We start from the raw sequence: 13,429 nt of genomic DNA on the forward strand, positions 1-13,429 counted from the left end.
GCGCGCCGACGCCCGTACGGCCGCCCCCCCTTTAAAGAGCCGTGGGGCCCAGGGGAAAGGGATCGGGACCGGGGGGGCGTAAAAGAAGACCTCCCCGAAATTCGGGATCGGGTATTGGCCGGCGGTGCCGACGATGCCCAGCGCCCGCGCCGCCGCCGCCGGGCCGAGGATGCGGCCCGCCCCGCCCACCGCCACCACCGCCAGGAACAGCACGATGTAGCGGATGGCGTAATAGGGCTCCAGCGGCAGCAGTTCGGCCCCCAGCACCCCGCCCAGCGCCGCCAGCCCGGTGCCGAGCGCGAAGGTCGCCAGATAGAGCCGCTCGGTCCGGATGCCCAACGCCGCCGCCATGGCGGGGTCATCCACCGCCGCGCGCAGCCGGATGCCGAAATCGGTGCGCTCCAGGAGCCACCACAGCCCCAGCAGGGTGGCCGCCCCGGCGCCGATGACGAAGGCGCGGTGGGTCGGGATCGCCTTCGGCCCCAGCGACACCGTGCCGGTCAGCAGATCGGGCAGCGGAATGCGCTTCAGCGTCGGGCCGAACAGGTAATTGATGCCGGCGACGATGACGAAGGTCAGCCCGATGGTCAGCAGCACCTGCGCCAGTTCGTTGGCCGAGCCGTAGATGCGCCGGTACAGCAGCCGTTCCAGCGGCAGCGTCGCCAGCACGGTCAGCGCCACCGCCACCACCAGCGCCAGCCCATAGGGCAGCCCGGCGCTCTGTGCGGCATAGGAGGCGACATAGCCGCCGACCATGGCGAAGGCGCCATGCGCCAGATTGACCACCCGCATCAGCCCCAGCGTCACCGACAGCCCGACGGAGATGATGAAGAGGATCATGCCGTAGGCGATCCCGTCGACGGCGATCCCGAACATGGTTTCCATGATGTCTCTCCGTCAACCCTCTCCCGCCCCGGGAGAGGGAGGGGACCCATGGCAAAGCCATGGGGAGGGTGAGGGGTGAGCCGAGGATCATGAACCGCATGGGTCCTTGGATCACCCCTCACCCTTCCCGCTTTGCGGGCCCCTTCCCTCTCCCGGGACGGGAGAGGGACAATCACCCGCTCACTTCGCCAACTTGTACCCATAGTCCGGCTGCTTCGGGAACGACTGCTTCTCGACGTTCTCCAATTTGCCGTCGACCATCTCGACGGTGCGCAGATAGATCGTCTGGGTGACATGGCGGCTGTCGGGATCGATGGTCAGGGGGCCGCGCGGGCTTTCCCAGCTCATGCCCTTCACCGACTCCACCGCCTTGGCGCCGTCGATCTTGCCGCCGCCGTTCCTGATCATCTGATAGATGACGTGCGTGCCGTCATAGGCGCCGACCGAGGTGAAGGTGACGCTGTCGTAGGAGCCGAACATCTCCTTGTGCTTGGCGACGAAGGCCTTGTTCATCGCCGAGTCATGCGCCCGGCTGTAATTGAAGCTGGTGGTGATGCCGATCGCCGCCTCGCCCAGCGCCGGCAGGTCCGGTTCCTGGGTCAGGTCGCCGGGGCCGAAGAACTTGATGCCCGCCGCCTTCAGCCCGGTGTCGTTGAAGGCCTTGGCGAAGGCGAGCGTCGTCGGGCCGGCGGGCAGGAAGGCATAGACGGCCTCGGCGCCCGAATCCTTGATCCGCTGCATGAAGGGGGCGAAGTCGGTGGACTTCAGCGGCATGCGGATGGTGTCCACCACCGTGCCGCCATTCTTCTCGAAGGTGGACTTGAAGGCGGCCTCGCCGTCGATGCCGGGACCGTAGTCGCTGACCGCCGAGATCGCCTTCTTGAGACCCTGCTTGGCCATGTGTTCGGCCAGCGGCACCGTGTTCTGCCACAGCGTGAAGGAGGTGCGGACATAGCGCGGCGACTTCTCCGTGATGGCGGAGGTCGCGGCGTTGAAGATCACGCAGGGGATATTCGCCTCGTCGATCAGCGGGGCGACTGCCAGCGCATCCGGTGTGAAGAAATAGCCGGCGAGGAAGGACACCTTCTCCTTGACGATCAGTTCCTGCGACAGCGCCTTGCTCTGTGCCGGGTTCGCCTGGTCGAGGTCCTTGTAGATGAACTCCACCGTGTCGTTGCCCACGGTCTTGCCGTGCTCGGCCTGATAGACCTCGATGGCTTCCTTGAAGCTCTTGCCCACCACGCCGAACGGCCCGGAGAAGGGCGCCACGACGCCGACCTTGATGGTGGCGGCCCCGGCCGGACCGGCCGCCAGCGCCAGACCGAACGCCGCACCCAGCAGCGCGTTGCCCAACAGCGCGTTGCGCAGAGTCCTCGTCATCGTCCCTCCCACATGTGACCATATGCCGGCGCCGGAATTCGCAATTCCGGTCATTGACTGTTCCGTCCACCGTACTGAGGGAGGACCGAACCGTCAAGTGCGATATTTGATGTTATGTTCTATAATCGCACAAAATTGGTCTTCAGATCAAACAATTGATAAATATCAGTTTTTATCAAGAAACTGACTCCAGAGGACACACACTCCTTATGTTGCGCCGCAATATGGGCGATCATCGCACATATAATGCTTTTTTCGCCCTTGACACCGCGGTACACCGCTCGCCACTCTGTGCGTAACGACGAATGTTCGTGCGATTTTCGCACATCCGGGAGGTCATATGGCGAAGATCACGCCCCTGCGCGAGGCGGTGGCGAGCCTCGTGCACGATGGCGACACGGTCGCCCTGGAAGGATTCACCCACCTGATCCCCCATGCCGCCGGGCATGAGATCATCCGGCAGGGCCGGCGCGACCTGACGCTGGTGCGCATGACGCCGGACCTGATCTACGACCAGCTGATCGGCATGGGCTGTGCCGCGAAGCTGATCTTCTCCTGGGGCGGCAATCCCGGCGTCGGCTCCCTCCACCGCTTCCGCGATGCGGTCGAGCAAAGCTGGCCGCACCGGCTGGAGATCGAGGAGCACAGCCACGCCGGCATGGCGAACGCCTATGTCGCCGGCGCCTCCAACCTGCCCTTCGCCCTGCTGCGCGGCTACACCGGCTCCGACCTGCCGAAGGTCAACCCCAACATCCGCTTCATCGAGTGCCCCTTCACCGGCGAAAAGCTGGCCGCCATCCCGTCGGTCCGGCCGGACGTGACGGTGATCCACGCCCAGAAGGCCGACCGCCGCGGCAATGTGCTGCTCTGGGGCATCCTCGGCGTCCAGAAGGAGGCCGTGCTGGCCGCCAAGCGCTCCATCGTCACGGTGGAGGAGATCGTCGACGACCTGGAGGCGCCGCCCAACGCCTGCGTGCTGCCGAGCTGGGCGCTGTCGGCCGTCTGTCCTGTCCCCGGCGGCGCCTATCCGTCCTACGCGCAGGGCTATTCGGAGCGCGACAACCGCTTCTACAAGGCCTGGGACCCCATCGCCCGCTCGCGCGACAGTTTCCAGGCCTGGATGCAGCGCCATGTGCTGGACACCGACGATTTCGCCGGCTTCCGCCGCGTGCTGGCCGAAAGCATGAAGGAGGCCGCGTGATGAGCAGCACCGAAACTCTCGATTTCACCGCGACCGAGATCATGACGGTGGCGGCCAGCCGCCTGCTGAAGGACGGCACCGTCTGCTTCGTCGGCATCGGCCTGCCCTCGACCGCCGCCAACCTCGCCCGGCTGACCCATGCGCCGGACGTCGTGCTGATCTATGAATCGGGGCCCATCGGCGCCAAGCCGACGGTGCTGCCGCTGTCGATCGGCGACGGCGACCTCGCGCTGACCGCCGACACCGTGGTCGGCACGCCGGAGATCTTCCGCTACTGGCTCCAGGGCGGGCGGATCGACGTCGGCTTCCTCGGCGCCGCGCAGGTCGACCGCTTCGCCAACATCAACACCACCGTCATCGGCCCCTATGACGCGCCCAAGGTGCGGCTACCCGGTGCCGGCGGCGCGCCGGAGATCGCCTCCCAGGCCAAGGAGGTCTTCATCGTCCTCAAGCAGAGCCCCAAGGCCTTCGTCGCCACGCTGCCCTTCGTCACCTCGGCCGGCTATCTCGACGGCGGGGATGCGCGGGCCAGGGCCGGCATCCCCGGCGCCGGGCCGACCGCGGTGATCACCGACCTCGGCATCCTCACCCCCGATCCGGTGACCAGGGAGCTGACCCTGACCGGCATCCACCCCGGCGTGACGGTGGAGCAGGTGAAGGCGGCCACCGGCTGGGACCTGAAGATTTCGCCCGACCTGAAGACCACCGAGATCCCGGACGCCGGAACCCTGGCGGCGCTGCGCGACCTGCACGCCCGCACCGCCGCCGCCCACGGGCAGGTTGGCGGAGAAGGATAAAGCAATGCGTGACGCCTATATCTGCGACGCCATCCGCACCCCCATCGGCCGCTATGCTGGATCGCTGTCGTCGGTGCGCGCCGACGATCTCGGCGCCGTGCCGATCCGCGCCCTGATGCAGCGCAACCCCTCGGTCGACTGGGCCGCGGTGGACGACGTCATCTATGGCTGCGCCAACCAGGCCGGCGAGGACAACCGCAACGTCGCCCGCATGTCGGCGCTGCTGGCGGGATTGCCCGATGCGGTGCCGGGCACGACGATGAACCGGCTCTGCGGCTCCGGCCTCGACGCGCTCGCCGCCGCCGCCCGCGCGATCAAGGCGGGCGAGGCCGATCTGATGATCGCCGGCGGGGTGGAGAGCATGAGCCGCGCCCCCTTCGTCATGGGCAAGTCCGACACCCCCTTCTCGCGGCAGGCCGAGATCTTCGACACCACCATCGGCTGGCGTTTCGTCAACCCGGCGATGAAGGCGGCCTACGGCACGGATTCGATGCCGGAGACGGCAGAAAACGTCGCCGACGACTGGAAGGTCTCCCGCGCCGACCAGGACGCCTTCGCGCTGCGCAGCCAGGAGCGCGCCGCCCGCGCCATCGCCGACGGCAGCTTGGCCCGCGAGATCGTCCCCGTCACCATCCGCACCCGCAAGGGCGAGACGGTGGTCGCGACCGACGAGCATCCCCGCGCCACGACCATCGAGGCGCTGTCGGCGCTGAAGCCCATCGTCCGCCCCGGCGGCACGGTGACCGCCGGCAACGCCTCGGGCGTCAATGACGGCGCCGCCGCCCTGCTGGTGGCCTCCGAAGCGGCGGTGAAGCGCCATGGCCTGACTCCGCGCGCCCGCATCCTCGGCGGCGCCACCGCCGGCGTGCCGCCGCGTGTCATGGGCATCGGCCCGGTCCCGGCCACCCGCAAGCTGCTGGAACGTCTCAGCCGCCGCATCGCCGACATCGACCTGATCGAGCTGAACGAAGCCTTCGCCGCCCAGGCGCTGGCCGTCCTGCGCGAGCTTGGCCTGCCGGACGATGCCGCCCATGTGAATCCGAACGGCGGCGGCATCGCGCTCGGCCATCCTCTCGGCATGAGCGGCGCCCGTCTGGCGACCACCGCGCTCCACCAGCTCGAACGGTCCGGCGGCCGGACGGCGCTCTGCACCATGTGCATCGGCGTCGGCCAGGGCATCGCGGTGATGATCGAGCGGGTGTAGCGTCGGGAGTCACTGCGCCCGCACCACAACAACAGAAGGCAGGCCCAATGCCCTTCATCGAAGCCGCCGGCATCACCCAGCATTACGACCTGACCGGCCCGGCCGACGCGCCGGTGCTGCTGTTCGCCAACTCCATCGGCACCAGCTTCCACATCTGGGACGCCGTGGTGCCGCACCTGTCGCAGCGTTACCGCATCCTGCGCTACGACATGCGCGGCCATGGCCTGACCCAGGTGACGCCGGTCACGGAAGACGCCGGCTATAGCATGGATGTGCTGGCCGACGATGCCGCCGGCCTGCTCGACGCGCTCGGCGTCAAGCGCGCCCATGTCTGCGGTCTGTCCATCGGCGGTATGATGGCGCAGCGCCTCGCCGTCAAGGCGCCGGGCCGGGTGCATGGCCTGATCCTGTGCGACACCGCCGGCGTCATCGGCCCGGCGTCGGTCTGGACTGACCGCATCGCCGCCATCCGCGCCCGCGGCATGACGGCGATTGCCGACGGGGTGATGGCGCGCTGGTTCACGCAAGGCTTCCGCGACAGCCGACCCGACCAGATCCGTGGCTACACCGCCATGGTCGCCCGCACCACCGAGGACGGCTATGTCGGCTGCGCCATGGCGATCCGCGACGCCGACCTGCGCACCGCCAATGCGGGCATCGAAGCCCCCACCCTGGTGATCTGCGGCGCGGAGGACGTGGCGACCCCGCCCGACGCCGCCCGCGAACTGGCGGCCGGCATCCCCGGCGCGCGGTTCGAGCTGCTGCCCGGCGCCGCCCACATCCCCGGCGTCGAAAAGCCGACGGAGCTGGCCGCCCTGATCGACGGCTTCCTGGGAGATCTGTGATGGACGATGAGGATCTGTACGACCGCGGCATGGCGGTGCGCCGCGCGGTCCTCGGCGACGCCCATGTCGACCGCTCGCTGGAGCGCGCCACCGGGTTCGACGCCGATTTCCAGGAGTTCATCACCAAGACCGCCTGGGGCCAGATCTGGACCCGGCCGGGGCTGGACATCCGGACGCGCAGCATGCTGACCATCGGCATGCTGGCGGCGCTGGGCAAGGACGGCGAGCTGAAGCTGCACATCCGCGCCACCCGCAACACCGGCGTCACCCGTGACGAGGTGAAGGAAATCCTGATGCAGGCCGGCATCTATGCCGGCATCCCCGCCGCCAACCACGCGATTGCGCTCGCCCGCGCCGTCTATGCCGAGATGGACGAGGAAGACGCGAAAAAGGGGTGAGCAGCATGACCACCATCCACGCCGACCCCCTCCTCGACCCGCTCTTCACCAGCGATGCGGCGGCCGACGCCTTCTCCCCCTCGGCAAGGCTGCAGGGCATGCTGGATTTCGAGGCGGCGCTGGCGCGGGCGGAGGCGGCGGTCGGCGTCATCCCATCCCGCGCCGTCCCGGCCATTGAGGCGGCGTGCAAGGCCGGCCTCTACGACCCGGCCGTTCTGGGGGCGGAGGCGGCGCTGGCCGGCAACACCGCCATCCCCCTGGTCAGGCACCTGACCGCCACCGTGAAGGCCGCCGACGAGGAGGCGTCGCGCTACGTCCATTGGGGCGCCACCAGCCAGGACGCGATGGACAGCGGCCTGATGCTTCAGCTGCGCCGCTTCCTCGACGGGCTCAACGCCGATCTGGCGGCACTCGCCGATGGCCTCGCCGACCTCGCCGAGCACCACCGCGCCACGCCGATGGTCGCCCGCACCTGGCTTCAGCACGCCCTGCCCACCATTTTCGGCCTGAAGGCCGCCGGCTGGCTCGACGCGCTCGGCCGCGACCGCCAGCGCCTCGCCACCGCCCGCGCCCGCCTCGCCCTGCAATTCGGCGGCGCCGCCGGCACGCTGGCGGCACTCGGCGATGCCGGCCCGGCGGTGGCGGAGGCCCTGGCGAAGGAGTTGGACCTCCCCCTGCCCGCCCTGCCCTGGCACGCCAGCCGCGACCGCATCGCCGAACTCGCTTCCAGCCTCGGCATCTTCGCCGGCACGCTGGGCACGCTCGGCCGCGACATCTCGCTGATGATGCAGATGGAGGTCGCCGAAGCCTTCGAGCCCAGCGCCCCCGGGCGTGGCGGCTCCTCCACCATGCCGCACAAGCGCAACCCGGTGTCCTGCGCCGTCCTGCTCTCCACCGCCATCCGCGCTCCCGCCCTGGTCGGCGGGCTGCTGGCGGCGCAGGTGCAGGAGCATGAGCGCGGCCTCGGCGGCTGGCATGCCGAATGGCAAGCCCTGCCCGACCTCTGCCGCCTCGTCGCCGGTGCCGCCCGCCATGCCCGCGAGACAATCGCCGGCCTGACCGTCGATGCCGAACGCATGCGCGCCAACCTGGACCTGACCCGCGGCCTGATCCTGGCCGAGGCGGTGACGATGGCGCTGGGCGACCGCATGGGCCGCATGACCGCCCATTCCCGCGTGGCCGAAGCCAGCCGCCGTGCCGCGGCCACCGCCCGCCCGCTGCGCGACGTGCTGGCCGAGGATGCGGAAGTGGTGCAGGCGCTGGGCAGCGACGGCCTCGACCGCCTGTTCGACCCGCTGCGCTACACCGGTGCTGCCTCCCACTTCATCGACCGCGTACTCGCCGAGCACAAGAACACACCTGACCAGAAGAACACACAAGGTCGGCAAAGCTGACCGCTCCCAAGGAGGGACACCCGCGATGGACACAGCCGTTCAAGAGGCTGAAGGCGACTTCACTCCCCGCGATTGGGCGCAACACCCGCCCTACCTGTCGCCGCTCTACAAATCGACGGTGCTGCGGTCGCCGTCCAAGCCGCTGATCCCGATGAAGCAGGGGCTGTCGGTCCGCACCGGCCCGGTGTTCGGCCATGACAGCCTCGATCCGCTCGACCACGACCTGACGAAGAACGGCCGCGTCAATGGCGAGCCGATCGGCGAGCGCATGATCGTCACCGGCCGCGTGCTGGACGAGAGCGGCCGGCCGGTGCCGCACACGCTGCTGGAGATCTGGCAGGCCAACGCCTGCGGCCGCTACGTCCACCGCTGGGACCAGCACGACGCGCCGCTCGACCCCAACTTCTTCGGCGCCGGCCGCTGCCTCACCGACGCCGAGGGCCGCTACCGCTTCACCACGATCAAGCCCGGCGCCTATCCCTGGGGCAACCACCACAATGCGTGGCGGCCGGCGCACATCCATTTCTCGCTGTTCGGGCCGTCCTTCCTGACCCGTCTGGTCACCCAGATGTATTTTCCGGGCGATCCGCTGCTGCCGCTCGACCCCATCTACAACGGGGTGCCGGAGGGTGCGCGCGAGCTGCTGGTCTCCCGCTTCTCCATCGACGTGACCGAGCCGGTGTGGGCGCTCGGCTACGAGTTCGACATCGTCCTGCGCGGACGCCACGCCACGCCGATGGAGGGCTGACCGCCATGAGCCAGACCTTGAAGCAGACCCCCTCCCAGACCGTCGGCCCCTATTTCGCCTATGCCTGGACGCCGGAGCTCTACGGCCGCCGCCCGCTGGCGGCCAACCGGCTGGTGACCCGCGACATGGCCGGAGAGCATATCCGCATCGAAGGCGTGGTCTATGACGGCCAGGGTGCGCCGATCCGCGACTGCGTGGTGGAGATCTGGCAGGCCGGCGCCGACGGCAGGCACGCCCCCGGTGCTGCCGGCTTCGGCCGCTGCGGCACCGACGACGCCGGCCATTATTTCTTCGACACGGTGAAGCCCGGCGCCTGCGACCCCGGCCACGCCCCGCACATCGCGGTGACGGTGTTCGCCCGCGGCATGCTGAGCCACGCCTTCACCCGCCTGCATTTCTCCGACGAGACCGCGGCGAACGAGGCCGACCCGGTGCTGGCGAGCGTCCCGGCCGACCGCCGCGACACCCTGATCGCGACGCGCGCCGAGACGCCCGGCGGCGTGGTCTACCGCTTCGACATCCGCATCCAGGGCGACGGGGAAACGGTCTTCTTCGACTGCTGAACCTGGGACTGCTGAAATGGAGGGAGCCGCCGACCGGCGGCTCCCTCCCACCCTCTCACGCCTCGCGGATCGTCGCCACGAAGCGCTGCACCTCGCCGCGCAGCTGCGCCGACTGGTGCGACAGCGTGTCGGCCGCCGCGCGCGCCTGGGCGGCCATGCTGCCGGTTTCGCTGGCGGCGCGGGTGACGCCTTCGATGTTGGTCGACACCTCGCGGGTGCCGCTGGCGGCCTGCTGGACGTTGCGGCTGATCTCGCGCGTCGCCGCCCCCTGCTCCTCGGCGGCGGCGGCGACGGCGGTGACCGTCTCGCTGATGCCCAGGATGGTGCGGCCGATGGCCTGGATGGCGCCGACGGCGCTGCCGCTGACCGACTGGATCTCGGCGATCTGCGCGGCGATCTCCTCCGTCGCCTTGGCGGTCTGGCTGGCGAGGTTCTTCACCTCCTGCGCCACGACGGCGAAACCCTTGCCGGCCTCCCCCGCCCGCGCCGCCTCGATGGTGGCGTTCAGCGCCAGGAGGTTGGTCTGGCCGGCGATGGACTGGATCAGGTTCACCACGTCGCCGATCTTCTGCGCGGCTTGGGCCAGACCGGCCACCGTGCCGTTGGTCTTCTCGACCTCGCCCACCGCGTCGTTCGCCATGCGCGACGAGGCGGCGATGCGCTGGTTGATCTCCTCGATGGAGTGCGCCAGCTCCTCCGCCGCGGCGGCCACCGTCTGCACGTTGCCGCTGGCGACGTCGGCGGCGCTGGCGACGGCGGAAGCCTGGGCGTTGGTCTGCTCGGCGATGGCCGACAGCCCCTCGGAATCGGCGCGGATCGCCTCGGCCTGCCTGGCGACGCTGGCGACCACGTCGCCGACCGACCCCTCGAAGCGCTGGGCCAGCCCGGCCAGATCCTGCCTGCGCTGCTCGGCGGCGCGCTGCTCGTCCAGGCGGCGCTGCTCCTCCATCTCGGCGACGCGGCCGGCATTCTCCTTGAACAGCTGAAGCGCCGTGTTGATGGCGCCGATCTCGTCGGCGCGGTCGCGGTCGGCGACCTCCACGTCGCGCCGGCCGGCGGTCAGCGCCTGGATGGTGGCGATGATCCGGCGCAGCGGCTGGCCGACCACGACCCGGCTGGTCAGCCACAGCGCAACCAGAAGTGCCACGGTCAGCAGCACCGCCCCCACCGCGATGAAGGTCCGCAGCTCCTGCTTCGGCACCTCGACCTTGTTGAGCGGCAGGTTGACCAGGATCGACCAGGGCGTGCCGGTGTTGCCGATGGAGACCGGCCGGAACAGCTGCTTCACGTCGGTGCCCAGGCTGGCCGACACCGAGAAATGGGCGAAGGGCCGGCCTTCGCGGACGGCGGGCATCGCGTCCTTCAGCCGGGGGTTGGTCTCCAGGATCGGCTTGCCCAGATGGTCGGGGTTGCTGTAGGCCGCCCAGGCGCCGGCGTTGGAGATCAGGAAGACCGACCCGGTCTCGAACGGCTTGGCCGTCTTCAGCTCGTTCCAGATGGCGTCGGTGGCGATGTCGACGCCGGCGACGCCGATGAACTTGCCGTTGTCGAGGATCGGCACCACCAGCGACACCATCAGCACAGTCTTGCCGGCGACGACATAGCTGTAGGGTTCGACGATCACCTCCTTGCCGGTGCGCTTGGCCTGCTGGTAATAGAGGCCGTCCGGTCCGGGATCGTCATAGCCGACCAGCGTTTCCAGCTGGACCTTGCCGCCGCCACGGTTCCAATAGGGGATGAAGCGGCCGCTGGCATCGGTGCCGGGGCTGTTGACGAAGGCGGAATCCTTGCCGTCCAGCGCGTTCGGCTCCATGCCGACCCAGACGCCGATCAGGCCGGTGTTGGCCTCCAGCAGGCTTTTCAGCCAGTCGCTCAGCGCGCCGCGGTCGGTGACGCCGCTCCGCTTCAGGCTGAGCAGCGTCGTGCCCATATGGCGGCTGATGTCCAGCGCATCGTTCAGCCGGCGCTCGACCGTCGCCGCATGGTATTTGCCCAGCTCCTCCCCGACCTGGAAGGACAGCGCGTCGGTGTCCGCCCCGCTCTTGAGGGAGATCACGACCGACCCGGCCCCCAGCCCGATCGTCATGACCAGTCCGATCGCCAGCACCAGCTTGGTCACCAAAGGCAGCTTCTTGAACATCGACGGTCCCCACGACACACCCGGACAAGGGCACGACACCCCGGAGCAACTGTTTCGCAGTTCTGTTAAATTCGAGTAAATTATTCACCAATCAATCTGTTCGCCCCACAGTTACTGAGAGTTGTTCTCAAAAACCGCGAAGAAATCGGACGACAATCCGCAAACCATACTTAAGGACCAATCTGAGAATCGTTCCAATCCTTGCAACCTCGACTCATTGGTTCACAAAAGAAAGGGGCGGACCGGTCGATCCGGCCCGCCCCCGTCATCCTCGCAAACCCGCGTCGCCGCGCTTACTTGCGCGAGGCGGCGATGGCGCCTTGCAGGTCCTTCAGCACCTCGGCACCGCCGTCGGCGGCGTACTTGTCGAAGGCGGGCTTGACCATCTCGCGCATGCGCTCCAGCTCGGCCGGGCTCAGCTCGTTGATCTGCATGCCCTTTTCCTTCAGGTAGGCGATGCTCTGGGCCGAGGCCTCGCGGCTGTCCTTGCGCTCGAAATCGCGCGAGGCGACGGCGGCCTCGTTCAGGATCTTCTTCTCGTCGGCCGACAGGCCGTCGTACCAGCGCTTGCTGGCCAGCATGATCCACGGGCTGTAGACGTGGCGGGAGATCGTCAGGTACTTCTGCACTTCATAGAACTTGGACGACTGGATGGTGGTGACCGGGTTCTCCTGGCCGTCGACCGTGCCGGTCTCCATCGCGGTGAACAGCTCGGAGAAGGCCAGCGGCACCGCGTTGGCGCCGAAGCGGTTGAACATGTCGATGTAGACCGGGTTCTGCATCACGCGCAGCTTGATGCCGCCCATGTCCTCCAGCTTGGTGATCGGCCGCTTGCTGTTGGTCAGGTTGCGGAAGCCGTTCTCCCAATAGACCAGCCCGACCAGCCCCTTGTCGTTCAGCGACTTCAGCAGCTTCTCGCCGAACGGGCCGTCGAGGACGGCGTCGGCCTCCTTCTCGTTGTTGAACAGGAAGGGCAGGTCGTAGACGCCGAAATCCCTGACGATGCCGACGAGGGTGGCGGTGGAGCCGACCATCATCTCCTGCGCGCCGCCGATCAGGGCGTTCTGCATCTGGATGTCGCTGCCCAGGCTGGCGTCGCCGAAGCCCTTGACCTTCAGCTTGCCGCCGCTGCGCTTGGACAGCTCCTCGGCGAAATACTTCACCGCGCGGCCCTGGTTGCTGCTTTCCGACAGGCCGTAGCCGAAGCGGATGATGCGGGTCTTCACGTCCTGCGCCGAGGCGGCGACCGGGGCGAGCAGGGCGGCGGCGATGCCGGTGGCGAGCAGCAGTTTGCGGAACATGGGGTCGATCTCCCTTGCCATCTGGTGATTGGCGTCTGGTGTTTGGTTGGTTTTGGGCTTTTGGTTTTGGGCAGGCGTCAGTGGAACAGGTGCAGCGGGGCGGTGACGATCTCCGGCACGGCGATCAGCAGGCCCACCAGCACGATGTAGGTGAGAAGGAAGGGCCAGATGCCCTTGGTGGCGCTTTCCAGCGAGATGCGGGCGACGCCGCACACCACGTTCAGCACCGTGCAGACCGGCGGATGGATCAGGCCCAGCGTGCCGATCAGGACGAACATCACGCCGAAATAGGTCGGATCGATGCCGGCCTTGATCGCCAGCGGAGTCAGCACCGGACCCAGCACCAGGATGGTCGGGGTCAGGTCCATCACCGTGCCGACGGCCAGCAGCAGGATGGCGATGGCCAGCATCAGCATCTTGGGATGGCCCATCAGCGGCGCCAGCATCTCGGTCATCTGCTGCGGCAGGTCGGCCAGCGTCACCATGTAGGACGACACCAGGGCGGCGGCGCACAGGAACATGACGGTGCTGGTGGTGCGCGCCGCCTGGACCAGCAGCGGGACCAGCTGCGGC

13 protein-coding genes are annotated in these 13,429 nt (G+C 68.5%); 8 read left to right on the forward strand and 5 right to left on the reverse strand.

Annotated elements, in window-relative coordinates:
- Both GBZ48_RS34370 and GBZ48_RS34375 read right to left on the reverse strand, forming a co-directional pair.
- Positions 1-885, reverse strand: an 885-nt coding sequence (locus GBZ48_RS34370) for a branched-chain amino acid ABC transporter permease (RefSeq protein ID WP_246307667.1), incomplete at its 3' end; no start/stop codon positions are given.
- A gap of 180 nt (positions 886-1,065) precedes the next feature.
- Complete coding sequence (locus GBZ48_RS34375) at positions 1,066-2,265, reverse strand: ABC transporter substrate-binding protein (protein WP_174475139.1); 1,200 nt, start codon at positions 2,263-2,265, stop codon at positions 1,066-1,068.
- Positions 2,266-2,605: 340 nt separating this feature from the next.
- Here GBZ48_RS34375 and GBZ48_RS34380 point away from each other — a divergent pair, with 340 nt between their 5' ends.
- From GBZ48_RS34380 to pcaG, 8 genes are read left to right on the forward strand one after another with little or no spacing between them, the layout of a single operon-like run.
- The gene (locus GBZ48_RS34380) at positions 2,606-3,466 is read left to right on the forward strand and encodes a CoA transferase subunit A (RefSeq protein WP_174475140.1); all 861 of its coding nucleotides are present in this window, start codon (positions 2,606-2,608) and stop codon (positions 3,464-3,466) included.
- Positions 3,466-4,263 (forward strand): CoA-transferase subunit beta, encoded by a 798-nt coding sequence (locus GBZ48_RS34385; RefSeq protein ID WP_174475141.1) that lies wholly within the window; start codon positions 3,466-3,468, stop codon positions 4,261-4,263. The genes GBZ48_RS34380 and GBZ48_RS34385 overlap by 1 nt, the downstream gene beginning before the upstream one ends.
- 4 nt (positions 4,264-4,267) lie before the next feature.
- Positions 4,268-5,467 carry a 3-oxoadipyl-CoA thiolase gene (pcaF, locus tag GBZ48_RS34390; protein WP_174475142.1) on the forward strand — a complete coding sequence of 400 codons (1,200 nt, stop codon included), beginning with the start codon at positions 4,268-4,270 and terminating at the stop codon, positions 5,465-5,467.
- 47 nt (positions 5,468-5,514) lie between these two features.
- A complete protein-coding gene (pcaD, locus tag GBZ48_RS34395; RefSeq protein ID WP_174475143.1) occupies positions 5,515-6,312 on the forward strand; it encodes a 3-oxoadipate enol-lactonase in 798 nt (265 codons plus the stop codon).
- A complete protein-coding gene (gene pcaC / locus GBZ48_RS34400; protein ID WP_174475144.1) occupies positions 6,312-6,710 on the forward strand; it encodes a 4-carboxymuconolactone decarboxylase in 399 nt (132 codons plus the stop codon). Before pcaD ends, pcaC begins: the two co-directional genes overlap by 1 nt.
- 5 nt (positions 6,711-6,715) lie before the next feature.
- On the forward strand, positions 6,716-8,104 hold the full coding sequence (locus tag GBZ48_RS34405) for a 3-carboxy-cis,cis-muconate cycloisomerase (RefSeq protein ID WP_174475145.1): 1,389 nt from the start codon (positions 6,716-6,718) through the stop codon (positions 8,102-8,104).
- Between the two features lie 25 nt (positions 8,105-8,129).
- Positions 8,130-8,852: a protocatechuate 3,4-dioxygenase subunit beta gene (gene pcaH, locus GBZ48_RS34410; RefSeq protein ID WP_174475146.1), complete on the forward strand. Its 723-nt coding sequence runs from the start codon at positions 8,130-8,132 to the stop codon at positions 8,850-8,852.
- A gap of 5 nt (positions 8,853-8,857) precedes the next feature.
- Positions 8,858-9,415, forward strand: a complete 558-nt coding sequence (gene pcaG / locus GBZ48_RS34415; RefSeq protein WP_174475147.1) for a protocatechuate 3,4-dioxygenase subunit alpha — start codon at positions 8,858-8,860, stop codon at positions 9,413-9,415.
- A 55-nt stretch (positions 9,416-9,470) separates the two neighbouring features.
- On the opposite strand, the gene GBZ48_RS34420 is transcribed toward pcaG, so the two are convergent.
- From GBZ48_RS34420 to GBZ48_RS34430, 3 genes are all read right to left on the reverse strand, one after another.
- Entirely contained in the window at positions 9,471-11,555 is a 2,085-nt protein-coding gene (locus GBZ48_RS34420) for a methyl-accepting chemotaxis protein (protein ID WP_174475148.1), read from the reverse strand.
- A gap of 293 nt (positions 11,556-11,848) precedes the next feature.
- Complete coding sequence (locus GBZ48_RS34425) at positions 11,849-12,856, reverse strand: TRAP transporter substrate-binding protein (protein ID WP_174475149.1); 1,008 nt, start codon at positions 12,854-12,856, stop codon at positions 11,849-11,851.
- Between the two features lie 77 nt (positions 12,857-12,933).
- Positions 12,934-13,429 (reverse strand): TRAP transporter large permease subunit (locus tag GBZ48_RS34430; RefSeq protein WP_174475150.1); only part of this gene is annotated, 496 nt, incomplete at its 5' end.

The sequence above is a fragment of the Azospirillum melinis genome, assembly GCF_013340935.1.
Lineage (GTDB): Bacteria > Pseudomonadota > Alphaproteobacteria > Azospirillales > Azospirillaceae > Azospirillum > Azospirillum melinis.

What these genes read in the sequence shown, in the direction of transcription:
- GBZ48_RS34385 (WP_174475141.1), top strand. Translation starts at nt 3,466, where the DNA reads ATGAGCAGCACCGAAACTCTCGATTTCACCGCGACCGAGATCATGACG.
- pcaF (WP_174475142.1), top strand. Translation starts at nt 4,268, where the DNA reads ATGCGTGACGCCTATATCTGCGACGCCATCCGCACCCCCATCGGCCGC.
- pcaG (WP_174475147.1), top strand. Translation starts at nt 8,858, where the DNA reads ATGAGCCAGACCTTGAAGCAGACCCCCTCCCAGACCGTCGGCCCCTAT.
- pcaC (WP_174475144.1), top strand. Translation starts at nt 6,312, where the DNA reads ATGGACGATGAGGATCTGTACGACCGCGGCATGGCGGTGCGCCGCGCG.
- pcaH (WP_174475146.1), top strand. Translation starts at nt 8,130, where the DNA reads ATGGACACAGCCGTTCAAGAGGCTGAAGGCGACTTCACTCCCCGCGAT.
- GBZ48_RS34420 (WP_174475148.1), bottom strand. Translation starts at nt 11,555, where the DNA reads ATGTTCAAGAAGCTGCCTTTGGTGACCAAGCTGGTGCTGGCGATCGGA.
- GBZ48_RS34405 (WP_174475145.1), top strand. Translation starts at nt 6,716, where the DNA reads ATGACCACCATCCACGCCGACCCCCTCCTCGACCCGCTCTTCACCAGC.
- GBZ48_RS34380 (WP_174475140.1), top strand. Translation starts at nt 2,606, where the DNA reads ATGGCGAAGATCACGCCCCTGCGCGAGGCGGTGGCGAGCCTCGTGCAC.
- pcaD (WP_174475143.1), top strand. Translation starts at nt 5,515, where the DNA reads ATGCCCTTCATCGAAGCCGCCGGCATCACCCAGCATTACGACCTGACC.
- GBZ48_RS34375 (WP_174475139.1), bottom strand. Translation starts at nt 2,265, where the DNA reads ATGACGAGGACTCTGCGCAACGCGCTGTTGGGCAACGCGCTGCTGGGT.
- GBZ48_RS34425 (WP_174475149.1), bottom strand. Translation starts at nt 12,856, where the DNA reads ATGTTCCGCAAACTGCTGCTCGCCACCGGCATCGCCGCCGCCCTGCTC.